This window comes from Streptomyces tricolor (assembly GCF_002155905.1).
Taxonomy (GTDB): Bacteria; Actinomycetota; Actinomycetes; order Streptomycetales; family Streptomycetaceae; genus Streptomyces; species Streptomyces tricolor.
The window spans coordinates 1-24,528 of the sequence record NZ_MUMF01000005.1 but is presented as its reverse complement, the minus strand read 5'-3'; the positions used below and the strand labels follow the sequence as shown (position 1 = coordinate 24,528).

Sequence of the window (24,528 nt, the reverse complement as noted above, 5' to 3'; positions counted from 1 at the left end):
GGCCTCCGGCGTCACCGCCGACCTCACCGCCACCGCGCGCACCGGATCCGCCCGCTTCACCTACCCGGCCGACCGGCCCGCCTCCCTGCTCGTGCGCACCGCCAACTCCGAGGTGGGCTCGGCGGACTCGACGGTCAGCATCGACCCCGAGACCCGGACCGTCTCCGGCTCGGTCACCTCCGGCAACTTCTGCGGCTACCTCGACCCCGAAGGCCGGCGCTCCTACTACACGCTCTACTTCACCGCCCGCTTCGACCGCGCCTTCCAGGCCACCGGCACCTGGCACGACGACCGGCTGGATCCCGGCTCCCGGGAGACCTCCGGCGGCACCGGCGGCTTCGCGCAGGGCGGGAGGCCGGTCGCCGGCAAGGGCGCGGGCGGATACGTCGAGTTCGCGCCCGGCGACGGCCCGGTCCACGTCAAGGTGGGCATCTCCTACGTCAGCCGGGAGGCCGCCGCGGCGAACCTGGCCGCCGAGAACCCGCCCGAGCGCTCCTTCGACGCGGTCCGCGAAGCGGCCCGACGGGCCTGGCGGGAACGGCTGGGCGCCATCCGGGTCGGCGGCGGCACGGACGCCGAGCGCACCACCTTCTACACCGCGCTCTACCACGCGCTGCTGCACCCGAACGTCATCAGCGACGCCGACGGCAGGTACCGGGGCGCCGACGGCCGCGTGCACCGGGTCGACCGGCGCCGGCACGCCCAGTACGGCACCTTCTCCGGCTGGGACGTCTACCGGGACCAGGTGCAGCTGCTGACCCTGCTCGACCCGCGCACCGGCTCGGACATCGCGCAGTCCCTGTACGAGCTGGCCCGGCAGAACAACGGTGTGTGGGACCGCTGGCTGCACGGCGCGAGCGGCACCCATGTCATGAACGGCGACCCCTCGCCGACCGCGCTGGCCGGCATCCACGCCTTCGGCGGCACCGGCTTCGACCTGAAAGGCGCCCTGAAGTCACTGGTCCGGGCGGCGACCGTACCCACCGCGCGGGACCTGTCGGCGGCCGGCAAGCCCGTGCTCTCCGTCGGCCAGCGCCCCTCCCTCGACAAGTACCTCCGGCTGCACTACATGCCGTCCGTGTCCAACGCCTGGGGCGGTGCCGCCGAGACGCTGGAGATGTCCACCGCGGACTTCGCGATCGCCCAGCTCGCCCGGGCGGCGGGGGAGAAGCGCACGGCGGCCGGTTTCACGCGCCGCGCCCAGTGGTGGCAGAACAACTTCAACATCGCGGCCCATCCCTCCGGCGGCTACATCGCCAACCGCAAGGCGGACGGCAGCTGGGTCACCGGCTTCACCCCGGACACCGGCAACGGGTTCGTGGAGGGCACGGCCGCCCAGTACACCTGGATGGTCCCGCACAACCCGGCGGGCCTCTTCGCCGCGCTGGGCGGACGGGAGCAGGCGCTCGCCCGGCTGGACGACTTCTTCCACGACGCCGACGGCGGCTGGGCCCTCACCGGCAGCGGCGGCACCAAGTCCGAGCTGGACAACGAGCCGTCGATCAACGTCCCGTACCTGTACGCCTACGCGGGCGCCCCGTACAAGACACAGGAGACCGTCCGCGCGGCGATGCGGCAGCTGTGGACCACAGAGCCCGGCGGCATCCCGGGCAACGACGACCTCGGCGCCATGTCCGCCTGGTACGTCTTCTCCGCCCTCGGCATGTACCCGCAGGTGCCGTCCCGCGCCGAACTGGTCCTGGCCTCACCGCTGTTCGAGCGGATCGAGATCGACCGGCCGCACGGCAACGACATCTCGATCCGCGCCGCCGGAGCGGCGGCCGACGCGCCGTACGTCCGCTCCCTGAAGGTGAACGGCCGCGGCAGCGACCGCCCTTGGCTGCCCGCGTCGTTCGTCCGGGACGGCGGCCGGCTCGACTACACGCTGTCCGCCACCCCGGACCGCGACTGGGGCGCGGACAGCCCGCCGCCGTCCTTCCGGGAGGGCGAGCAGCCGTACCAGATCGGCGTCGGTCCCACCACGGCCACCCTCGCCCCCGGTGACAGCACCGAGATCGGCGTCCGCGCGCTGTCGCTGACCGGCGGCACCGGCCCCGAGGTGCGCTTCCGGGTGCGGACCCCGGCCGGGGTGACGGCCACGCCCGCCGAGGGCACGGTCACCGACGGCGCCCAGCGGATCACCCTCACCGCGGCGCGGGACGCCGCGCAGGGCTTCGCCGACGTCAAGGTCACGGTCACCTCGGGCGACTCCTCGTACGAGCAGCCGGTGGCGCTCACCGTGGCCGCGCCGGGCACCCTGCTCGCCGCCTACGACAACACGGGCGTCTCCGACGACGACGGCGACCACGACGAGGCCGACTTCGACGGCGGCGGCTGGAGCTACTCCCGGCAGGCCCTCGCCGCGGCCGGCCTCACCCCGGGCAAGCAGGCCACGATCGGCGGCCTCGCCTTCACCTGGCCCGCCTCACCCGCCGGCCGCCCCGACAACGCCTCCGCGACCGGCCAGACCATCCGACTCCCGGCCCCGGCCGACCGGTTGTCCTTCATCGGCAGCGCGGTCAACGGCAACCAGCAGACCAGGGCCACCGTCACCTACACCGACGGCACCACCGACACCGTCGACCTGTCCTTCACCGACTGGACCGTGGGCGGCGGAGGCGGCACCGTCCAGTACGGCAACGAGATCGTCGCCCGGACCGCGTACCGCAACGTCGCCGGCGCGGACAAGGACCCCGTGCCCACGTACGTCTTCGCCACCAAGCCGTTCACCGCCCCGGCCGGCAAACAGCTCAGCGGCGTGACCCTGCCGCGCAACACCGACCTGCACGTGTTCACGCTCGCGGTGGGCTGACGCCGGACGGTGCGTCCGCTGCGCGGGCCGGGGCTCACTCCAGTCGGCCGAGCAGGTCCCGCACGGTCGCGAGCAGCTTGTCCGGTACGAGTCCGTCCTCCTCGTACACCGCCACGACGCGCCGGAGCTGCCGTTTCGCGGCCGCTTCGGCGCCGAGCTGCGACTGCGCGTAGGCCAGATTCGACCGCGCGATCAGGGCGTCCCGGTGGTTCCGGCCCAGGGCGGCGTCCAAGGGGTCGACGAGCGCCACGAGCTGTCTGGCGGCGAGGGCCGTGTGCCCCTGGCGCAGCAGGACGGCCGCCAGCGCCTGACGGTCCTGGAGCGTCTCCGGGTGGCCGGCCCCCAGATCACGGCTCCTGACGGCGACGATCTGCCGGAGTTCCTCCGCCGCCTCGGCGTCCCGGCCCTGCTCGAAGCAGATGTCGGCCAGTTTCCGGCGCGCCGCGAGGACGCGGAGCCCCTCGCCGTCGGCCGTGTCCGCCAGGGCCGCCACGACGGCACGGAGCAAGACCTCCGCGTCCGCGTGCCGGTCCAGCCGGTACAGGGACTCCGCGTGGTTGAGCCGGGCGTTGACGGTTTCGCGATGGCCGGCGCCGAAGATCCGCTCCAGCGCGAGGGCCGCGGTCCGCAGCAGCTTCTCCCCCTCGGCCGCCCGCCCGGTCGTGGCGAGCAGGCCGCCGAGGGCCCCGCGCGTGACGAGCGCCATGGGGTGAGCCTCTTCACCGATGCGGTGCCACGCGGCGAGGGTCTCGCGCAGCTCCGCCTCCGCCTCGTCGTGCCGGCCCAGTTCGACGAGGGCGCGGCTGAGGTTGTTCCTGGTGACCAGGGTGCTGGGATGGTCCGGTCCCTGGACGCGGGCTTCCAGCTCCAGGACCTCGGTGAAGGCGGCATGGGCCTGTTCGGCGTCGCCGAGTTCGAGGAGCAGGTCGGCGAGTTCATGACGGGTCGCGAGCGTCGGCAGTGCCGCCTCGCCCAGGGAGTCCGCCGTGTCGCCGACCACCTGCTCGAAGAGGGACCGGGCCGCGGCGAGATCGCCTCGGGCGCGCAGCGTGCGGGCCAGCTCGTGCCGAGCCGCCAGGGTGGCCGGGTCCTCGGGCCCCAGCACCTCCGCCGTGCGGGCGGCGAGCACGCACAGCTCGGCATGGGCGTAGGCGACGTCCCCGCGCTCCAGGCGGAGCCGGGCCAGTTCGTGGCGTGCCGCCAGAGTGGTCCGGTCGTCCGGGCCGAGGGCCCTCAGCGCCGACTCCAGGACCTGGGCGAACTGCGCCTCGGCCTCGTCGTAACGGCCCTGATCGTGCCGGAGGTAGGCCAGGTTGTGCCGGGTGGCCACGATGCGCGGGTCGTCCGGGGGAAGGCAGTGTCCGAGGATCTCCACCGCGTGGGCGAACTGCTCCTCCGCCAGTGACCACACACCGGCCTTGTGGGCGTATCCGCCGGTCTGGGTGGCGAGACCGCCACGGATCATCCACTCCTCTCCGGCCGCGTGGGAGGTGTCGGACGCCGCGTACGCGCAGTGCGGCGCGAGCAGACGCCACAGCGGCCAGGTCGACGTGTCGTCGCTCGGCAGCCCACTGGCCACCCTTTCCAGCAGGACGACGGACAGGGTCGTGTACTCGGGCGCGCCCGCGACGGCATCCGGCTGCATGCGGGTGATCTCCCGGACGAGCGGGTGGACGACCAGGGTGTCCACCGTCGCACCGTCCGCCTCGATCCGGCGGCGGTGCAGCAGCCCGCAGCCGAGGAGCCCGCGCACCGCCTCCTCCAGGCCGGTCGCCGACAGCCCGGCGAACACGCTCGCCCGCGCCAGCACGCTGCCGATGAGCAGCTGGACCGGCAGGGGATCGGGCGCGAAGAAGGAGATGAGCCGGAACAGCGGCCGTGCGACGGCGGCCCCTTTCGCCTCCAGCAGATCCAGGGACATCTCCCAGGTCCGGGTGAGCGGACCGGACGGGTCGTGCGACAGGGCCGAGACGGTTCCGGGGAACTCCCGGTCGAGCGCCGCCCGGTACGCGGTGAACGAGCGCGGCGTGTGCGACTCCGGGAGCACCGGATCGTCGCTGGTCACGGCGAGGTACTTGCCCACGAGCAACAGGGCGAGCGGCAGACCGCCGAGCCGCCGGGACAGGCTCCGTGCCTCTTCCTCGGTCCCGGCCCGCGGGGCGAGTTCCCGGAGCATCGCGGCGCCGTGCGCCTCGCCGATCGGGTCCACGGCGTGTACGGCCGCCTGTTTCCACCAGGCGGCGGGCCGTTGCTCCCGGCTGGTGATCACCACCGTGCTCCCCGGCCGGGGCGTCCTGATCCAGTCACGCACCACCGACGGGTCGTCGGCGTTGTCGACGACCAGCAGCCACCGCCCCGTACCCGCGTCGTCCAGCGCGCGCCACAGCACGTCCCGGGCCGCCTCCCGCCGTGCCCACACCTCGCGGGCCTCCCCGCGGGACACACCCGCCTGTACGGCGACCTCGCGCAACCCCTCCTCGAAGGTGCCGCGGGTCGTGGCGTCGACCCACCACACCCGCAGCCCCTCGGCGCGGCCCCGGCGGGCGAGGGCCAGCGCCACCGTGCTCTTGCCCGAGCCGCCGACCCCGCACAGCACCGTCCGGCCGCCGCCGCGCGTGATCCGCTCCGCCAGCTCGGCCAGCAGCGCGTCCCGGCCCCGGATGTGGTGTTCGATCGCGTCCTCGGGCACCGCGACCGACAGGTCCCCCGCGGGCTCGCCGGCCATGCCCGGGAGCGACGGCAGCCCCAGGTGCCGCTGGGCCAGATGGATCAGGTCCGGTGCGGTGAGGAAGTCGGTGAGGGCCATCGCGTCGAACACGTCCAGCTCGACGTCGTGAATCTCCCGCGCCTCACGTTGCAGCGCGTGCCGGGCGGCCACCGGGACGGGGGCGAGGGTGAAGTACAGGACACGGTCCACCGGGGCGCCCTGTCCGGTGATCGCCGCCAGATCCTTCCTGACCTTGGCCGGGACGTCGGCCCTCTGGATGGTGCAGGCCAGGACGACCCGCTGCGGCGACGCGCGAGCGGCGAACTCCGAGGCCGGGGGGTACGGCGGGTGGGCCAGGGCCGTCCAGAAGCTCTCGCCGTCCCGCCCCTGGTCGCCCCCGCTGCTCACCGGTCCGGTGGCCGGCAGCAGGTTGCTCACCAGCCGCCGGCGGGCGACCTCCAGGCAGAGCCGCTCGAACTCGTGGTGCGCGTTGCGCTCGCCCATCGTGTGCAGCGCGAAGCGCACCAGCCCACCGATGTCCACGGGAGCGTTCACCCGTCGACCCCCCTCCCCGTACGCGGTGCGTGACCGGAGTCGATTCTGCCCCGGCGCACCGACACAGGCGGGCGGAGCCGACCGGATCACCCCGGCGTGTGCCGCGAGGCCGGCGCGGACGCCCGCACGTCCGGGGCCCGTCGGCCGCCGGACTCCAGCGCGACGGCGTACGGCCCCGAGGACGCCTGGTGTCCGGCGGGCCCCGGGGCCGTCAGGTCAGCGCGGTCGCGCGCCTGTTCAGGCCAGCAGCTCCACCTCCGCCAGTGTCGACTCTCCGTTCAGGACCAGGCGGTACTGGGCGTACCTGCCGGGGTGGGCGATGGTGAAGGCGCGGGTCTGGCGGTCCCAGGTGAACGTTTCCCCGGCGCGGTGGTCCAGGGTGTGCCAGGTCGTGCCGTCGGCGGAGCCCTGGAGGGTCCAGCCGGTCGGTGCCTTCGTGCGGTCGGCGCCCGAGGTCAGCGTGTACTGGACCGGCGTGACGGCGCCCTCGGCCGGCAGGTCCGCCGAGGTGACCGTCGCGCTCGTCGCCGAGGTGTCGTCGAAGAGCGCCCCGGCGCCCTTCAGGACGTCCGCGCGGGGGTCCGGCACCTGGTCGTCGCGGGTGATGGAGACCGGCGCCGCCCTCTTGCCCGTGCCCCACGCCGACGGCTCGGGGCCCATGGCGAAGTCCAGCACCCCGCCCCGGGAGAGGAGCCGGTGGGGGAGCGAAGTGGACTTCCAGGGGCGGCCGTTGAACGTGACGCCCTGGACGTAGACGTTCTTCGCGCTGTTCCTCGGCGCCCGGACCACCAGGTCCCGGCCGTTCTCCAGGTGCACGGTGACCTTCTTGAACAGCGGGGAGCCGATGGCGTACTCGCCACTGCCCATGACCAGCGGGTAGAAGCCGAGCGCGGAGAAGAGGTACCAGGCCGACTGCTCGCCGTTGTCCTCGTCGCCGTGGTAACCCTGCCCGATCTCGCTGCCGGTGTAGAGCCGGGAGAGCGCCTCACGCACGTACGCCTGCGTCTTCCAGGGCTGGCCGGCCGCGTCGTACATGTAGATGACATGGTGCGCGACCTGGTTGGAGTGGCCGTACATGCCCATCCGGACGTCCCGCGCCTCGGTCATCTCGTGGATGACACCGCCGTAGGAGCCGACATGGTCGGGGGAGGCCGTCTCCGGGGTGGCGAAGTACTCGTCCAGTTTGTCGGCGAGGCCCTGCCGGCCGCCGTACAGGTTGGCCAGGCCCCGGCTGTCCTGCGGGGCGGTGAAGGCGTAGCCCCAGCCGTTGGTCTCCGTGTAGTCGTGGCCCCACACGCGCGGGTCGTACGCCGCGGACGCCACCCGCCAGTCGCCCTTGGCGTCCCGGCCCTGGAAGAAGCCGGCCTCGGCGTCGAACAGCTTCACATAGTCCCGGGCCCGGTTGAGGAAGTACGCCGACTCCTCCCGGTAGCGCTTCTCGCCCGTCCTCCGGTACAGCGCCTGGCCCATCTTCGCGATGCCGTAGTCGTTGACGTAGCCCTCCATCGCCCAGGACAGGCCCTCATGGGTGTCGGTCGAGGTGTAGCCGAGGAAGGGCGAGGTGGTCATGCCCTTGCGGCCCACGCCCGACATCGGCGGGACGACGGTCGCGTTCTTCACGGCCGCGTCGTACGCCGCCTTCGCGTCGAACCGCACGCCCTTGACGTAGGCGTCGGCGAACGCCACGTCCGAGGAGGTGCCGGTCATCAGGTCGGCGTAGCCGGGGGAGGACCAGCGGGAGGTCCAGCCGCCGTCCTTGTACTGCTGCACGAACCCGTCGACCATCTCGCCCGCCTGGGACGGCGTCAGGAAGGAGTACGCCGGCCACGTGGTCCGGTAGGTGTCCCAGAACCCGTTGTTGACGTACACCTTGCCGGCCACGATCTTCGCGCCGGTGTGCGTCGGGGTGTCCGGACCCGGCATCGGGGAGAACGGCGAGGCGTACCGGTCCTCGCCGTCGACCTTCTCGAAGCCCGAGTTGGGGTACAGGTACAGCCGGTACAGCCCGGAGTACAGCGTGGTCAGCTGGTCCGGGGTCGCGCCCTCCACCTCGACCTTGCCCAGCAGCCCGTCCCAGGCGCGCTGGGCCCGCGCCTTGACGGTGCCGAAGGAGGTGCCGTCCGGGATCTCCTGGCGCAGGTTGTCCTCGGCCTGGTCGACGCCGATGAGCGAGGTCGCCAGGCGCAGGGTGACGGTGCGGTCGGCGCCCGCGTCGAAGCGCAGGAAGCCCTTCACCCCGCTCGCCGCGCCGTCGGTCACGGGCTTGTCGAACTCGCCGTACACGAACAGCCGGGTCGCGCCCGCGGACAGGCCCGACTTCACGTCCGAGTAGCCGGTGACGATCCCGCGCTCCTTGTCGAGCGTCAGGCCGGCCTGCTCGGTGACGTTGTCGAACAGCACGCTCGCGTCGTCCCCGGGGTAGGTGAAGCGCAGGACGGCCGCGTGGTCCGTGGGCGCCATCTCCGCCTTCAGACCGTTCTCGAACCGGACCCCGTAGTAGTACGGCCGTGCGGTCTCGTTCTCGTGCCGGAAGGCCAGCTCCCGCGCCTCGCGGCCGGTGTCCGGGGTGCCGGAGGCGGCCGACGGCATCAGCTGGAAGGTCTGCCGGTCGCCCATCCAGGGACTCGGCTCGTGACTGGCGCTGAACGCCTGGATCGTCGGCAGGTTGTCGGCGTTGTTGGCCCGCGCGTACTCGTACAGCCAGCTCAGCGAGGACGCGTTCGTCACCGGCGTCCAGAAGTTGAAGCCGTGCGGCACGGCCGTCGCCGGGAAGTTGTTCCCGCGCGAGAAGCTGCCGCTGGAGTGGGTGCCGCGGGTGGTCAGCGCGTAGTCCGACAGGTGTGCCTTCGGCCGCTCCGGCGCCACCGGCTTCAGCGTCACGTCGTCCAGCCAGCCGCGGAACTTCGCCGGACCGTCGGGGGAGTCGTACGCCACCAGGATCCGGTCGACGGTCTTGCCGGCCGCCACCGAGCCGATCCGCGCGGACACGTTGTTCCACTGGTTGACGTACAGCGCCTTCGACGCGCCCTGCCCGCGCGGAGTGAGCGGGAAGCCGTGCTGGTCCAGGGCGCCCAGAGCGCTCAGCCGGGTGCCGTCGGTGAAGACCAGGTCCACGGCGACGTTCGTGGCGTCGTAGTCGCGGTCGCCGTCGGCCATCGACGGGAAGACGCGGTACGACAGCCGGGTGTCGCCGCCGACCCGCACGTTCACGTCGAAGACCTTGTTGTACGAGTAGGCCCGGCCGGACGCCGTGTGCCGGCCGGCGTAGCGCAGGGCACGCTTTCCGGTGAACCCGGCCCGCGCCTTGGCGGTGGGGGAGCCGCTCGGGCCCTTGTCGACCAGGGTCAGCATGTCCTGCGGAACCGGCCCGCCGCCGCCTCCGGTGGACAGCTGCACATCGGCCAGTTGCAGGATGTCCGCGGCGCCGTTGTTCCGCGTCACCTCCAGCCGGAAGTACTGGTACTCCGCGGGTTCGGCCAGGTCGTACGACATCGTCCGGAACCGTTCGGCGAAGGTCTCGCCCGAGCGGGTGTCGACCGTCTTCCAGTGCTTGCCGTCGGTGGAGCCCTTCAGGGTCCAGTCCCTGGGGTCACGCTCGGCGTAGTCATTGGCCGAGGTGAGGGCGTACGTCGTTATCCTGACGGGCTTGTCCAGGTCGAACTCGACCCAGCCGGTGGGCGCGAAGGTCAGCCACTTGGTGCCGGGCTCGCCGTCCACGAGGTTCTCCTTGACCTCGCCGGCGCCGGTGTTCTCGGCGCTGGCCCGGACCTCGGTGACATGGTCGGTGACATTGCCCGGGATGCCGGTGCTGTAGCCGCCGTCGACACCCGAGGCGCGCGGGGTGCCGTCCGGTCCGGTGTCGACGGTGTTCAGCCAGTCCGGCGCCGGGTCGTCCGCCTCGAACGAGGATGCGAACTCCCGGTCGGCCGCCGGAGCCTCGGCGGGCAGGGCGACCGCGGCGCCCTGCCCGCCGACGGCCATGACGAAGGCGGCCGTGAGGACGGCCGCCGGACCCCATCTGTGCCGCGTTCTCCGCTGCATCAAGGATTTCCCCTCCTGCGCCCCCTCCGGACAACGTTGTCAGCTACCGGGCGCAAGAACCAGTAGGTCGTCAAGTGGTCCGTGATGTCAAGGGTGTTGGCTGTGGCATTCAGGGAGTTATGTCGCGACTTTTTCCGCCGGGCCGTTCGCCGGGCCGCCATATTTCCGCGAGGTCTCAACTCGGAAAAGACCCATCGCGAACCGTGCATTCGATCTTGCTCAGCTGGCGGGAAGTGGACTATACCTGTCGGCGTTTCCAGCACGACCCAGCACTACCCGACAGCGGTGCCGGGGAGGATCCGGTTCACCGCCTGAGTCCTGGAGAGGGCGAGGACTTGAGCATGGGATCCACTGCGCACCACGGAGTCGAAGGTGTCGGCCGTCGTGATCTGATCAAGCGGTCCACGGCACTCGGTCTGGTCGCGGTCCCGGGAATGGGGCTGCTGTCCGCCTGTGCCAGCGGCGGCGGGAGCGACGAGTCGGACGACGGCAGCACCAAGGGGAAGGCGTCGAAGGACAACCCGTTCGGCGCCAAGAAGGGCACCAAGCTCGACGTCGTCGTCTTCAAGGGCGGATACGGCGACGATTACGCCAAGGCGTGGGAGGCCGACTTCAGCGAGAAGCTCGGTATCACCTCCACCCACACCGGCACCCAGGAGATCACCGGCAAGCTCCAGCCGCGGTTCAACGCGGGCAACCCGCCGGACATCGTGGACGACTCCGGGGCCCAGAAGATCAACGTCGACGTCCTGTACAAGAACGGGCAGCTGCTGGACCTCACCGAGGTGCTGGACGCGCCCTCGGTGGACGACCCGGCCACGAAGGTCCGCGACACCCTGATCCCGGGCACGCTCGACCCGGGCATGCAGGAGGGCAAGGTCGTCGCGCTGAACTACATCTACACGGTCTGGGGGCTGTGGTACTCCGGCAAGCTCTTCAAGGACAACGGCTGGCAGGAGCCCAAGACCTGGGACGACCTCCTCGCCATCTGCAAGGACGCCAAGTCGCAGGGCATCGGCGGCCTCGCCCACCAGGGCAAGTACCCGTACTACATCAACGTCGCCATCATGGACCTGATCGCCAAGAAGGGCGGTCTGGACGCCATGAAGGCCATCGACAACCTGGACCCGAAGGCGTTCGTCGGCTCGGAGGCGGCGCAGGAGGCCATCGAGGCGATCTACGAGGTGGTCGAGAAGGGCTATCTGATGCCCGGTACGAACGGCCTGACCCACACCGAGTCGCAGACCCGCTGGAACCAGTACAAGGCGGTGTTCATCACCTCCGGCTCCTGGCTGGAGAACGAGCAGCTCAAGCAGACGCCGCCCGACTTCGACATGAAGTTCCTGCCGATGCCGCTGCTGCCCGGCAGCAAGCTGCCGTTCGAGGCGATCCGGGCCGGTTCCGGCGAGCCCTTCATCATCCCGGCGAAGGCGAAGAACCTGCCGGCGGCCAAGGAGTTCATGCGGCGCATGCTCTCCAAGGAGTGGTCGACGCTCTTCGCCAAGCAGGCGAACTCGCTGACCATCCTCAAGGACGGTGTCGACCCGGGCGTGCGGCTGCGGCCGGGCACGCAGTCCACGGTCGAGGCGTCGAAGGCGGCCGGTGACAACACCTTCCGCTACCTCTACACCGAGTGGTACAGCGAGATGGGTACGGCCATCGAGGCCGCGTCCAATGAGCTGATGGCCAAGCGGATTCAGCCGAAGGAGTGGCTGAAGCGGTGTCAGGCCGCCGTGGACAAGCAGGCCAAGGACCCCGCGTCGAAGAAGAACCACCGGGATTAGGTTCGCCTAGTCGCCGCAGGGGCGCGGGCGTGCCTGCGGGTACCGGTTCGTCGTGGCCGGTCGCGCAGTTCCCCGCGCCCCTTTGGGGCGCGATACCACAGGGCGGTCAAAAGTTATGCGTAAAGGGCAGTACCGGTTCGTCGCGGGGTTTCTCTTCGTGCCCGTGGCGCTTTATCTGATCTTCGTGATCTGGCCCTACATCCAGACGTTCGGGTATTCGCTGACCGACTGGAAGGGGCAGTCGCAGACCTTCGGCTTCGTTGGTCTGGACAATTACAGGAAGCTGTTCCAGGACGACGTCTTCGTGAAGGCCATCTGGCACAACATCCTCTTCCTGGTCTTCATCCCGGTGGTCACGATTCTGCTCGCCCTGTTCTTCGCCTTCATGCTGAACGCGGGCGGGCGCGGCCGGGCCGGCGGGGTGCAGGGCGTCGCCGGGGCGAAGTTCTACAAGATCCTCTACTTCTTCCCGCAGGTGCTGTCGCTGGCCATCCTCGCGGTGCTGTTCAACGCGGTGTACCGCAGCGACGGCGGCGGGCTGCTCAACGGCTTCCTGATCAAGCTCGGCCTGGTCGACGCCGACCGCCCCGTGGAATGGCTCAACGAGCCGAACATGGTCCTGTGGGCCCTGCTGCTGGTCGTGGTCTGGCACGGCGTCGGCTTCTACCTGGTGCTGTTCTCGGCCGCCATGCAGTCCATCCCCCGGGACATCTACGAGGCCGCCCTGATCGACGGGGCGAGCCGCAACCAGTCCTTCTTCCGCATCACCCTGCCCCTGCTGTGGGACTCCGTGCAGACGGCCTGGGTCTACCTGGGCATCGTCGCCATGGACATGTTCGTCCTGGTCTCCTCGATGACCCAGAACATGGGCGCCTACGGCGGCGGCCCCGACCACCACAGCGACGTGATGTCGACGGTGATGATGCGGAACTTCCTCTACTACGGCAAGAGCGGCTACGCCTGCGCCATGGGCGTGGTCATGCTGCTGCTCACGCTGGTCCTGTCCGTGGTCACGCTGCGCGCCACCCGTCGCGAGCGCATCGAGTTCTGAGCGGAGCGACGACGATGAGCGCACCCATCAAGGAGTCCGCCCCCGCGCCGGCCGGCCGGCCGGTGACGAAGGTTCCCGTCCGGCCCGGCGACCGCCGCGGCGAGGGCGTGGTCCTGAACGTCTTCTCCCACGGCTTCCTCGCCCTGTGGGCCCTGCTGATCGTGCTGCCGCTGCTGTGGCTGGTGCTCAGCTCCTTCAAGACCGACACCCAGATCGGCGGCTCCGCCTTCGGCTGGCCGGAGAACTGGACCTTCGACGTCTTCGCCCGGGCCTGGGACAGGGGCATCGGGGACTACTTCCTCAACACCGTGATCGTCCTGGTCTTCTCCGTGCCGCTGACCATGCTGTTCGGGTCGATGGCCGCCTACGTGCTGGCCCGGTACCGGTTCTGGGGCAACCGGCTGCTCTACTACTTCTTCGTGGCCGGCGCGATGTTCCCGGTGTTCCTGGCCCTGGTCCCGCTGTTCTTCATGGTCAAGCGGCTGGACATGCTGAACACCTACCAGGGGCTGATCCTGGTCTACATCGCCTACTCCATGCCGTTCACGGTGTTCTTCATGCACGCCTTCTTCCGGACCCTGCCCACGGCGGTCTTCGAGGCGGCGATCCTGGACGGCGCCTCGCACACCCGTACCTTCTTCCAGGTGATGCTGCCCATGGCGAAGCCCGGACTGATCAGTGTGGGCATCTTCAACACGCTGGGGCAGTGGAACCAGTTCATCCTGCCCACGGTCCTGATGCAGCCGCAGAGCGGCGACGACCCCGAGCGGTACCTGCTCACCCAGGGCCTGATCCAGCTGCAACAGCAGCAGGGGTACGCCTCCGACCTGCCCGTTCTCTTCGCGGGAGTGACCATCGCGATGATCCCGATGCTGGTGGTCTACCTGTCCTTCCAGCGCCAGGTGCAGGCGGGGCTGACCTCGGCCACGCTGAAGTGACCGCGCAGAGCGACCGCCCGTACGCACGCCGCTCCGGCCTCCGGGGCGGCGTGCGCGCGCGTGTACCGGGTACCCGGAAACGGTTCAACCTCTTGACGTAAGTCGCCCCGAACGGCTCAGCTTAGAGTTCACTAGTTGGACATACACGGGGCCTCGCCGAAGCGGCCCCGCGCTCAGGAGGTCGTCGTGGAGACTCCAGGGTCGCAGTCGTCGCTGCACCGAGCCAACCTGGAGCGGGTCGTCCGGGCCGTACGCCTGGCCGGGTCCCTCACGCAGGCGGAGATCGCGCGGACGACCGGACTGTCCGCCGCGACCGTCTCCAACATCGTGCGGGAGCTGAAGGACGGCGGAACCGTCGAGGTCACGCCCACGTCGGCGGGCGGGCGGCGGGCGCGCAGCGTCAGCCTGAGCGGGGACGCCGGCATCGTGATCGGCGTCGACTTCGGGCACACCCACCTCCGGGTCGCGGTCGGCAACCTCGCCCACCAGGTGCTGGCCGAGGAGGCCGAGCCGCTGGACGTGGACGCCTCCGCCGACCAGGGCTTCGACCGGGCCGAACAGCTGGTCAACCGGCTGGTCGCGGCGACCGGCGTGGACCGGACCAAGGTGGCCGGCGTGGGGCTCGGCGTGCCGGGCCCGATCGACGTCGAGTCGGGCACGCTGGGCTCCACCGCGATCCTGCCGGGCTGGGGCGGCACCAAGCCCGCCGAGGAGCTGCGCGAACGGCTCGGCGTGCCGGTGCACGTGGACAACGACGCCAACCTCGGCGCCCTCGGCGAGCTGGTCTGGGGCAGCGGCAAGGGCGTGCGCGACCTGGCGTACATCAAGGTCGCCAGCGGTGTCGGCGCCGGTCTGGTGATCGACGGGAAGATCTATCGCGGCCCGGGCGGCACAGCGGGCGAAATCGGGCATATTACACTCGATGAATCCGGCCCGGTCTGCCGCTGCGGGAACCGCGGCTGCCTGGAGACGTTCGCGGCGGCGCGCTATGTGCTCCCGCTGCTCCAGCCCAGCCACGGCACCGACCTGACCATGGAGGGCGTCGTACGGCTGGCCAGGGACGGTGACCCGGGCTGCCGTCGGGTGATCGCCGACGTCGGCCGCCACATCGGCAGTGGAGTCGCCAATCTCTGCAATCTGCTGAACCCGAGCCGGGTGGTCCTCGGCGGTGATCTCGCGGAGGCCGGTGAGCTGGTGCTCGGACCGATCAGGGAGTCCGTCGGCCGCTACGCGATTCCCAGCGCGGCGCGGCAACTGTCCGTTCTTCCGGGGGCACTCGGCGGCCGTGCGGAGGTGCTCGGAGCGCTCGCCCTCGCCCTCAGCGAGATGGGCGATTCCACCCTTTTGGAGGGTGCACTGCCCGTGGCGGCCCCTGCCTTCACTTAGAGAACGGATGGCACCGTTGCCATCTCGTTAAGGATTTACTTCTTGACGTCGCACGTGTGGCCGAGTTGACTTCCAGCCACCTCGGCCGCAACGACGCGGCCTCGTCAGGGAGGTTTCTGAAGTGAACGCACGTATGCGTCGTGCCGCCGTTGCCGTTGCCGCCGGTGCGATGGCCGTCTCGCTGGCCGCCTGTGGCAGTGCCAAGGAGTCGAAGGGCAACGACGACTCTTCCTCCGCGTCGGCCAAGAAGGGCGACGACATCAAGGTCGGTCTCCTCCTTCCGGAGAACAAGACCGCGCGGTACGAGAAGTTCGACCGTCCGCTGATCGAGAAGAAGATCAGCGAGCTGACGAACGGCAAGGCCAAGGTCGAGTACAACAACGCCCGTCAGGACGCGAACCTGCAGGCCCAGCAGGTCGACACCATGATCACCAACAAGGTGGACGTCCTGATCGTGGACGCGGTGGACGCCAAGGCCATCCAGAACTCCGTCCAGAAGGCCGTGGACCAGGGCATCAAGGTCGTCGCCTACGACCGCCTCGCCGAGGGTCCGATCAGCGCCTACACCTCGTTCGACAACGAGGAGGTCGGCCGGACCCAGGGCAACGCCCTGCTGAAGGCGCTGGGCGACAAGGCCAAGAAGTCCACCAAGATCGTCATGATCAACGGCTCGGTGACCGACCCGAACGCCGCCCAGTTCAAGAAGGGCGCGCACTCCGTCCTCGACGGCAAGGTCACCATCGCCAAGGAGTACGACACCAAGGAGTGGTCGCCGGACAACGCCAACTCCGAGATGGAGGCGGCGATCTCCGCGGTCGGCAAGAAGAACATCGCGGGTGTCTACTCCGCCAACGACGGCATGGCCGGCGGCATCATCACCGCCCTCAAGGCCGCCGGCCTGAAGGTCCCGGTCACCGGCCAGGACGCCGAGCTGGCCGGTGTGCAGCGCATCGTCTCCGGCGACCAGTACATGAGCGTCTACAAGCCGTACGCCCCCGAGGCCGAGGCCGCCGCCGAGATGGCCGTCGCGCTCGCCCAGGGCAAGCCGCTGGACTCCATCGCCAAGGACAAGGTCTCCAGCAACTCCCAGAAGGACGTGCCCGCCGTCCTGGTCCCGGTCACCTCGCTGACCCAGGAGAACATCAAGGACACCGTCATCAAGGACGGCGTCTACACCGTGGACGAGATCTGCACCGGCAAGTACAAGGCCGCGTGCGACAAGCTCGGCCTGAAGTAAGCAGCGGTCCGCAGTCCCCTTTCGGCCGCCCGCGTTCGTGAGTCGAACGCTCGCGGCGGAGGCGACGGCCGCCGCCCCCGCTCCTCCGGCGCCCCGCGCATCATTCAGCCCCGCAAGCTCGGCGCGGGGCGCCGGACGGAACTCTCCCCCATACTTTCTGCACAACCTCCCGCCGGGTCAGGCGGCGAAGGAGATGGTTCACGTGTCCGCTACGCCCGTGCTGGCGTTGCGCGGGGTCTCCAAGCGGTTCGGTGCCGTTCAGGCGCTCACCGACGTAGAGCTTGAGGTCCACGCCGGTGAGGTGGTCGCCCTGGTCGGCGACAACGGCGCCGGAAAGTCCACGCTGGTCAAGACGATCGCCGGCGTGCACCCCATCGACGAGGGCGTGATCGAGTGGGACGGCAAGCCCGTCTCGATCAGCCGCCCGCACGACGCCCAGGCGCTGGGCATCGCGACGGTCTACCAGGACCTCGCGCTGTGCGACAACATCGACGTCGTCGGCAACCTCTTCCTCGGCCGTGAGCTGAAGAAGTGGGGCGTCCTGGACGAGGTCGAGATGGAGCGCCGCTCCCGCGAGCTGCTCACCACGCTGTCGATCCGCATCCCGAGCGTCCGCATCCCGATCGCCTCGCTCTCCGGCGGTCAGCGCCAGACCGTGGCCATCGCGCGCTCCATGCTCGGCGACCCCAAGCTGGTCATCCTGGACGAGCCGACCGCCGCCCTCGGCGTCGAGCAGACCGCCCAGGTTCTGGACCTCGTGGAGCGGCTGCGCGAGCGCGGCCACGCCGTCATCCTCATCAGCCACAACATGGCGGACGTGAAGGCGGTGGCCGACAAGGTCGCCGTCCTGCGCCTCGGCCGCAACAACGGCGTCTTCGAGGTCAAGACGACCTCGCAGGAGGAGATCATCTCCGCCATCACCGGCGCCACCGACAACGCCGTGACCCGCCGTGCGGCGCGCACGAACGGGGAGGTTTCCCAGTGAGCATCGACAAGACCTCCGCGAACGTGGACAAGACGACCGACGACCCGAAGGGCGCCCCGGTCGTCAACCCGGAGGCCGCCGCCGCGGCGGTCACCGCCGTCGACCCGCGCCTGCTGGTGCGCGAGCAGGGCCTGCTCGGCTACTGGAGCGAGTTCAAGCGCAAGATGAAGGCCGGTGAGCTGGGCTCCCTGCCGGTCATCGTCGGCCTCGCCGTCATCTGCGTCATCTTCCAGATGCTGAACTCGAACTTCCTGTCCGCACAGAACATCAACGACATCACCGTCACGATGGTCGGCACCGGCATGATCTCGGTCGGCATCGTCTTCGTGCTGCTGCTCGGCGAGATCGACCTGTCGGTCGGCTCGGTCAGCGGCGCGGCCAGCGCCCTCATGGCCGTCCTCGCGGTCAACCAGGGCTGGCCGGAGTGGGCGGCCATCCTCCTCGCCGTCGGCGCCGGTGTCGCCATCGGCGCGCTGCACGGCTTCTTCTTCGCGGTGCTCGGCGCCCCCGCCTTCGCCGTCACGCTGGCCGGCCTGCTGTTCTGGCTCGGTTTCATGCTGAAGGTGCTGGGCGAGGACGGCACGATCAACCTCGACGGCGACGGTCTGGTCGCGAAGCTGACCACCTACTACTTCTCGGACATCGCCGCCGCGTACGGTCTGGCCGTGGTCGCGGTCGCCGTGTTCTTCCTCACCTCCTTCCTCGGCAACAAGCGCCGGGAGGCGGCGGGCGTCCCGTCCCGGCCGCTCAGCGACACCGTGCTGCGGACGGTGCTGCTGGCCGTGATCTCCTTCGCCGCGGCCTACATGTACAACCAGTACAAGGGCCTGCCGCTGGCCACGGTGGTCTTCCTGGCCTTCCTGGTGGGGACGGACTTCGTGCTCCGGCGCACCGCCTACGGCCGCAAGATCTTCGCGCTCGGCGGCAGCGTGGAGGCCTCCCGGCGCGCGGGTATCAACGTCACCGCGGTGCGGATCTCCGTCTTCGCGGTCTCCGGTGGCTTCGCGGCGATCGGCGGTCTGTTCCTGGCCTCGAAGATCGCCTCGGCGAACCAGAGCGCCGGTACCGGTGACCTGCTGATGAACGCGATCGCCGCCGCGGTGATCGGCGGCACCTCGCTGTTCGGCGGACGCGGCCGCACATGGAACGCGCTGCTGGGCGTGCTGGTGATCGTGTCCATCCAGTACGGGCTGCAGCTTCAGTCGATCGCGGAGCCGGTGAAGTACATGATCACCGCCGCGGTTCTGCTGACCACGGTGGTCATCGACTCCATCACGCGCAAGACGCAGAAGACCGCGGGTCGCGCGTAGCGCCGTAACGCCCCAGGGGTGCGGGTGCCGGTCCGTCGTGGCCGGTCCCGCCCGCGCTGCGGAGCCGCACAGCGATACAGTCCCGCGCCCCTTCAGGTTTCCGCCAGCGCCCGGCGCCGCCAAGGTGCCGGGCGCTGTCATGCCGGGCGGCGCCGGAAGATTAGACTCGGGCGAGCCCGGCGAAAGCTCGATCAGCTCTATTGCAAGGAGGCACGGGTGCCGCTGCTGACCCGCATCAGGGGACCGCGCGATCTGGACCGGCTCAGCCTGGAGGAGCTGGACCAGCTGGCGGAGGAGATCCGGACCTTCCTCGTCCAGGAGGTCTCCAAGACCGGCGGGCACCTGGGTCCCAACCTCGGTGTGGTGGAGCTGACCATCGCCCTGCACCGGGTCTTCCACTCGCCGAAGGACAAGGTGCTGTGGGACACCGGCCACCAGTCCTACGTGCACAAGCTGCTCACCGGCCGGCAGGACTTCTCGCGGCTGAAGATGAAGGGCGGCCTGTCCGGCTACCCCTCGCAGGCCGAGTCCGAGCACGACGTCATCGAGAACAGCCACGCCTCCACCGTGCTCGGCTGGGCCGACGGCATCGCCAAGGCCAACCAGCTGCGCAAACAGGACAGCCATGTCGCCGCCGTCATCGGTGACGGGGCCCTGACCGGCGGAATGGCCTGGGAGGCGCTCAACAACATCGCCGAGGCCAAGGACCGGCCCCTGGTCATCGTCGTCAACGACAACGAGCGCTCCTACGCTCCCACCATCGGCGGCCTCGCCAACCACCTCGCGACGCTGCGCACCACCGACGGCTACGAGCGCTTCCTGGCCCGGACGAAGGACATCCTCGACCGCACCCCGGTGGTCGGCAAGCCGCTGTACGAGACGCTGCACGGCGCCAAGAAGGGGCTGAAGGACTTCATCGCCCCGCAGGGCATGTTCGAGGACCTGGGGCTGAAGTACGTCGGCCCGATCGACGGGCACGACATCGAGGCGCTGGAGTCGGCGCTGGCCCGGGCCAAGCGGTTCGGCGGGCCGGTGATCGTGCACTGCCTGACCGAGAAGGGCCGCGGCTACCAGCCCGCCCTCCAGGACGAGGCCGACCGGTTCCACGCCGTCGGCAAGATCCACCCGGACACCGGCCTGCCGATCGCCTCCTCCGGCGCCGACTGGACCTCGGTCTTCGGTGAGGAAATGGTCAAGCTCGGCGAGGAGCGGGAGGACATCGTCGCGATCACCGCGGCCATGCTCCAGCCGGTCGGCCTGGACCGCTTCGCCAAGCGCTTCCCCGACCGCGTGTACGACGTCGGGATCGCCGAGCAGCACGGCGCCGTCTCCGCGGCCGGCCTCGCCCACGGCGGGCTGCACCCCGTCTTCGCCGTGTACGCCACCTTCCTCAACCGCGCCTTCGACCAGGTCCTCATGGACGTGGCCCTGCACAAGTGCGGGGTGACCTTCGTGCTCGACCGGGCCGGCATCACCGGCACCGACGGCGCCTCGCACAACGGCATGTGGGACATGTCGATCCTCCAGGTCGTGCCCGGGCTGCGGCTCGCCGCGCCGCGCGACGCCGACCAGGTGCGGGCCCAGCTGCGCGAGGCCGTCGCCGTCGAGGACGCGCCGACCGTGGTGCGCTTCTCCAAGGGCGCCGTGGGTCCCGCCGTACCCGCCGTCGGCCGGATCGGCGGCATGGACGTGCTCCGGGAGCCCGGCACCGACCGGCCGGACGTGCTGCTGGTCTCCGTGGGCGCCCTCGCCCCGATGTGCCTGGAGATCGCCGAGCTGCTCGACCGGCAGGGCATCTCCACCACCGTGGTCGACCCCCGCTGGGTCAAGCCCGTCGACGAGGCCATGGCCCCGCTCGCCGAGCGGCACCGGGTGGTCGTCACCGTCGAGGACAACAGCCGCGTCGGCGGTGTCGGCTCCGCCGTCGCCCAGGCCCTGCGCGACGCGGGCGTGGACGTACCGCTGCGCGACTTCGGCATCCCGCCGCGCTTCCTCGACCACGCCTCCCGTGCCGAGGTGCTCGCCGAGATCGGGCTGACCGCGCCGGACATCGCCCGCCAGGTCACCGGGCTGGTCTCGCGGCTCGACGGCCGGTTCGACCGTACGGCCGACGCGGTGGACTCGGTGGAGCCCGCGCGCGACTAGAAAGTGCCCCTGCGGGCCGGTTCCCCCACTCCCCCCGGTGGCGGAACCGGCCCGTTTGCGTGAACCTGCCTGTGCCGGGGAATACGCTCCCCGGCCCTCTCGATCATGTCGAGGACGACAAGCGTGGGAGGTAGGTACGTGAGCAACGCGCTGTTCCGGACGAAGAACGTCGAGCAGTCCATCCTGGACACCGAGGAACCCGAACATTCGCTCAAGAAGTCACTGACCGCCCTGGACCTGACCGTCTTCGGCGTCGGTGTCATCATCGGCACCGGCATCTTCGTCCTCACCGGCACGGCCGCCAAGAACACCGCGGGCCCCGCCGTTTCCCTGTCCTTCGTCGTGGCCGGTGTCGTCTGCGCGCTCGCCGCCCTGTGCTACGCCGAATTCGCCTCCACGGTCCCCGTGGCGGGCTCCGCCTACACCTTCTCCTACGCCTCCCTCGGCGAACTCCCCGCCTGGATCATCGGCTGGGACCTGGTCCTGGAGCTGGCGCTCGGCACGGCGGTGGTCGCGGTCGGCTGGTCCGGCTACATCCACTCCCTGCTCGACAACGCGGGCTGGCACATGCCCGCGGCGCTCGCCGGCAGGGACGGCGCCACCGGCTTCGGCTTCGACATCCTCGCCGCGGCCCTCGTCCTGCTCCTCACCGTCATCCTCGTCGTCGGCATGAAGCTGTCCGCGCGGGTCACCTCCGTGGTCGTCGCGATCAAGGTGGCCGTGGTCCTCGTGGTGATCATCGCGGGCGCCTTCTTCGTGAACAGCGCCAACTACGACCCGTTCATCCCGAAGGAGCAGCCCACGGAGGCGGGCGGGAACCTCAAGGCCCCCCTGATCCAGCTGATCTTCGGCTGGGCGCCGTCCGACTTCGGCGTCATGGGCATCTTCACCGCCGCGTCCGTGGTCTTCTTCGCCTTCATCGGCTTCGACGTCGTCGCCACCGCCGCCGAGGAGACCCGGCACCCGCAGCGCGACGTGCCGCGCGGCATCCTGGGCTCCCTCATCATCTGCACCACCCTGTACGTCGCCGTGTCGATCGTCGTGACCGGCATGCAGAAGTACAGCCTGCTGTCCGTGAAGGCGCCGCTCGCCGACGCGTTCAAGGCCACCGGGCACCCCTGGTACGCGGGCCTGATCAGCTTCGGCGCCGCCGTCGGACTGACCACGGTGTGCATGATCCTGCTGCTCGGCCAGTCCCGGGTCTTCTTCGCCATGAGCCGGGACGGGCTGCTGCCCCGCTTCTTCTCGCACACCCACCCCCGGTTCGGCACCCCGTACCGGTCGACGATCCTGCTCGGCGTCGTCATCGCGATCGTCGCCGGCTTCACCAGCCTCAGTGAACTCGCCGAGCTGGTGAACATCGGTACGCTCTTCGCCTTCGTGGTCGTCGCGATCAGCGTGATCATCCTCCGCCGCACCCGCCCGGACCTGCACCGTTCCTTCCGTACGCCGCTGGTCCCGGCCGTCCCGATCCTGTCCGTGTGCGCCTCGCTGTGGCTGATGCTCAACCTGCCCGCCGAGACCTGGATCCGGTTCGCCGTCTGGATGGCCATCGGCTTCATCGTCTACTTCCTCTACGGCCGGTCGCACAGCCGCCTCGGCCGGCACCAGGAGACCAAGGTCAGCGACGTCATGTACCCGCCGAAGGGAACCGCCGAGTAACCCGCACACTCCCGCTCCGGCCCCGTATGTCCCGCTTCGGCTGGGACCGCGGGGCCGGATAGCGTGCGGACCATGCTCGTCGCCCCGCTCGCCCCCGCACGGACCACGGTCACCCGGACGGCGTACTGGGCGCGGTTGCTGCCCCACCTGGCGGTCCTGGCCTGCGTCACCCGGATCCCCTCCTTCGTCCGGCCGCTGTGGAACCCGGACGAGGGCTTCCTCGCCGTACAGGCGCGGCTGCTCGCCCAGGGCGGGCAGTTGTACGAGACGGTCGTGGACCGCAAGCCGCCGCTGCTGCCCTGGCTGTACCAGGCCGCGTTCGCGCTGTGCGGCTCCGGCTCGCTGACCCCGCTGCGGGTGCTCGCCGTCCTCGCCCAGCTGCTCACCGCCGTCCTGCTGGCCTCCCTGGCCCGCCGCCGCTGGGGCGACCGCGCCGGCCGCACCGCCGGGGTGCTGTACCTGCTGGTCTCGGTCGGGCTGCACCCCGAGGACGCGCAGGCCGCCACCTTCGAGGTGTTCATGCTGCCCTGGACGGCCGCCGCCCTGTGGTGCGCCGACCGCGGGCGCTGGGGCGCGGCCGGGGCGGCCGTCGCCGCCGCGTTCCTGACCAAGCAGACCGGCGGCGCGGTCCTGCTGCCGGTCGCCTGGCTGCTGCACCAGCGGGGCGGCGGCCGGGCGGGCCTGCCACGGCTCGCGGCCGGCTTCGCCGCGCCCGTGCTCGGCGCGGCCCTGGTGACGGATCCGGCCGGCTTCCTGTTCTGGACCGTGACCGGCTCCGCCGCCTACGCCTCCGTCACCGGCTCCGAACTGCATGTGCTGGGCCGCGCCCTCGCCAACACCGCGATCCTGGCGGCGGCGTCGGCGGGGCTGCTCCCGCCGGTCGTCCGGGCCCTGCGCACCGCCCGCGCCGCCATGGCCGAGCTGTGGCTGTGGCTGTGGCTGGCCGCCTCGGCCGGAGCGGTGGCCCTCGGCTGCCACTTTTTCGGCCATTACTACCTGCAACTCATCCCGCCGCTCGCCCTGCTCGCCACCGCCGCGCTGCACGCCCTGCCCGAGGACCGGCGGCCGACCGCCGTCCTCGCCTCGGCCTGCGCCTGCGCCCTCTTCATCGGCTGGGGCCTGCTCGCCCCGCGCCCCGAACTCGCGCACGCCGAGCGGCTGGCGTCGGCCCTCGCGCACCGCACGGCACCCGCCGACCGGGTCCTCGTGTGGGGCATACACCCGGAGACGTACTGGCTGGCCGGCCGCACCCCCGCCACCCGCTACCTCACCGCCGGCCTGCTCACCAACTACAGCGGCGGCCGGGACGGCCCCCGGGTCGGCGAGAAGTACGCCGTCGCCGGCGCCTGGCCGGTCTTCCGCCGGGAGCTGGCCGCGCACGCCCCCGCCCTGGTCGTCGACGACTCCCGGGGCAAGCCGTACGCCCCCGGCCGCCTGCCCACGCTGCGCCGGCTGCTGGCCGCGGACTACGCGGAGGTGGGCAGGGTCGACGGGGCGGTGCTGTACGCCCGGGTGCCGGCGGGGCAGCGGGCGCGGCTCAGCCCAGGACCGTACGCGGACCGGCCACCTCGGCCCCCAGCTCCGTCACCCGGCGGCGCAGCTCCCGGTCGGCGGTGACCACCAGACGGGACCGGCCGGGGCTCGCGGCGGCCAGTTCCACGATCCGGTCGTCCCCGCTGCCCGGCGCCGACTCCACCCGTACGCCGGGCACGGACGCCACGCCCCGGGCCGCGCCCTCGACCACGAGCACGATCTCCACGGGCCCCGGGTGCCCGGGCAGCCCCTCGCTCGCCAGCCGGTCCCGCAGCCGCTCGGCCGCGCCCCTGCGGTCCCGCCACCAGCCGTCGGGCCGGGAACCCACGACGTTCGCGCCGTCCACGACGACGAGCAGCGGGGCGGGGGAGGAGGCGGCGTC

General features: G+C 70.9%; 14 protein-coding genes. 11 read left to right on the top strand and 3 right to left on the bottom strand.

Annotation, left to right across the window (positions count from 1 at the left end):
- The coding region (locus CCN44_RS00305) for a GH92 family glycosyl hydrolase (protein ID WP_086696555.1) at positions 1-2,812 on the top strand (2,812 nt) is incomplete at its 5' end.
- Positions 2,813-2,846: 34 nt separating this feature from the next.
- On the opposite strand, the gene CCN44_RS00300 is transcribed toward CCN44_RS00305, so the two are convergent.
- Both CCN44_RS00300 and CCN44_RS00295 read right to left on the bottom strand, forming a co-directional pair.
- On the bottom strand, positions 2,847-6,074 hold the full coding sequence (locus CCN44_RS00300) for a tetratricopeptide repeat protein (RefSeq protein WP_143649553.1): 3,228 nt from the start codon (positions 6,072-6,074) through the stop codon (positions 2,847-2,849).
- A gap of 237 nt (positions 6,075-6,311) precedes the next feature.
- Complete coding sequence (locus tag CCN44_RS00295) at positions 6,312-10,115, bottom strand: GH92 family glycosyl hydrolase (RefSeq protein ID WP_208639682.1); 3,804 nt, start codon at positions 10,113-10,115, stop codon at positions 6,312-6,314.
- 341 nt (positions 10,116-10,456) lie between these two features.
- Between CCN44_RS00295 and ngcE the strand changes: the two genes are divergently transcribed.
- The 10 genes from ngcE (at position 10,457) to CCN44_RS00245 (ending at position 24,230) form a co-directional block, all read left to right on the top strand.
- Positions 10,457-11,899, top strand: coding sequence for an N-acetylglucosamine/diacetylchitobiose ABC transporter substrate-binding protein (ngcE, locus tag CCN44_RS00290; RefSeq protein WP_059253448.1), 1,443 nt, complete (start codon positions 10,457-10,459; stop codon positions 11,897-11,899).
- Positions 11,900-12,014: 115 nt separating this feature from the next.
- The gene (locus tag CCN44_RS00285; protein WP_059253450.1) at positions 12,015-12,950 is read left to right on the top strand and encodes a carbohydrate ABC transporter permease; all 936 of its coding nucleotides are present in this window, start codon (positions 12,015-12,017) and stop codon (positions 12,948-12,950) included.
- 14 nt (positions 12,951-12,964) lie between these two features.
- Complete coding sequence (locus tag CCN44_RS00280; RefSeq protein WP_086696553.1) at positions 12,965-13,888, top strand: carbohydrate ABC transporter permease; 924 nt, start codon at positions 12,965-12,967, stop codon at positions 13,886-13,888.
- 186 nt (positions 13,889-14,074) lie between these two features.
- Entirely contained in the window at positions 14,075-15,274 is a 1,200-nt protein-coding gene (locus CCN44_RS00275) for an ROK family transcriptional regulator (RefSeq protein ID WP_059253454.1), read from the top strand.
- Positions 15,275-15,407: 133 nt separating this feature from the next.
- Positions 15,408-16,511 carry a substrate-binding domain-containing protein gene (locus CCN44_RS00270; protein ID WP_059253456.1) on the top strand — a complete coding sequence of 368 codons (1,104 nt, stop codon included), beginning with the start codon at positions 15,408-15,410 and terminating at the stop codon, positions 16,509-16,511.
- A 193-nt stretch (positions 16,512-16,704) separates the two neighbouring features.
- Entirely contained in the window at positions 16,705-17,496 is a 792-nt protein-coding gene (locus CCN44_RS00265; protein WP_059253458.1) for an ATP-binding cassette domain-containing protein, read from the top strand.
- On the top strand, positions 17,493-18,806 hold the full coding sequence (locus tag CCN44_RS00260; RefSeq protein ID WP_059253460.1) for a sugar ABC transporter permease: 1,314 nt from the start codon (positions 17,493-17,495) through the stop codon (positions 18,804-18,806). The genes CCN44_RS00265 and CCN44_RS00260 overlap by 4 nt, the downstream gene beginning before the upstream one ends.
- A 216-nt stretch (positions 18,807-19,022) precedes the next feature.
- A complete protein-coding gene (gene dxs / locus CCN44_RS00255; protein ID WP_059253462.1) occupies positions 19,023-20,951 on the top strand; it encodes a 1-deoxy-D-xylulose-5-phosphate synthase in 1,929 nt (642 codons plus the stop codon).
- A gap of 138 nt (positions 20,952-21,089) precedes the next feature.
- Positions 21,090-22,613, top strand: coding sequence for an amino acid permease (locus tag CCN44_RS00250; RefSeq protein ID WP_059253464.1), 1,524 nt, complete (start codon positions 21,090-21,092; stop codon positions 22,611-22,613).
- Between the two features lie 72 nt (positions 22,614-22,685).
- Positions 22,686-24,230: an ArnT family glycosyltransferase gene (locus CCN44_RS00245; RefSeq protein WP_223283753.1), complete on the top strand. Its 1,545-nt coding sequence runs from the start codon at positions 22,686-22,688 to the stop codon at positions 24,228-24,230.
- Here the strand turns inward: CCN44_RS00245 and CCN44_RS00240 are convergent.
- On the bottom strand, positions 24,151-24,504 hold the full coding sequence (locus CCN44_RS00240) for a PIN domain-containing protein (protein WP_086696556.1): 354 nt from the start codon (positions 24,502-24,504) through the stop codon (positions 24,151-24,153). The genes CCN44_RS00245 and CCN44_RS00240 overlap by 80 nt on opposite strands.
- Positions 24,505-24,528 lie beyond the last annotated feature (24 nt).

Bases quoted from the DNA above. Each gene is read 5' to 3' on its own strand.
- CCN44_RS00295 (WP_208639682.1), bottom strand. From the start codon at position 10,115: ATGCAGCGGAGAACGCGGCACAGATGGGGTCCGGCGGCCGTCCTCACG.
- ngcE (WP_059253448.1), top strand. From the start codon at position 10,457: ATGGGATCCACTGCGCACCACGGAGTCGAAGGTGTCGGCCGTCGTGAT.
- CCN44_RS00285 (WP_059253450.1), top strand. From the start codon at position 12,015: ATGCGTAAAGGGCAGTACCGGTTCGTCGCGGGGTTTCTCTTCGTGCCC.
- CCN44_RS00280 (WP_086696553.1), top strand. From the start codon at position 12,965: ATGAGCGCACCCATCAAGGAGTCCGCCCCCGCGCCGGCCGGCCGGCCG.
- CCN44_RS00270 (WP_059253456.1), top strand. From the start codon at position 15,408: ATGCGTCGTGCCGCCGTTGCCGTTGCCGCCGGTGCGATGGCCGTCTCG.
- CCN44_RS00265 (WP_059253458.1), top strand. From the start codon at position 16,705: ATGGTTCACGTGTCCGCTACGCCCGTGCTGGCGTTGCGCGGGGTCTCC.
- CCN44_RS00245 (WP_223283753.1), top strand. From the start codon at position 22,686: ATGCTCGTCGCCCCGCTCGCCCCCGCACGGACCACGGTCACCCGGACG.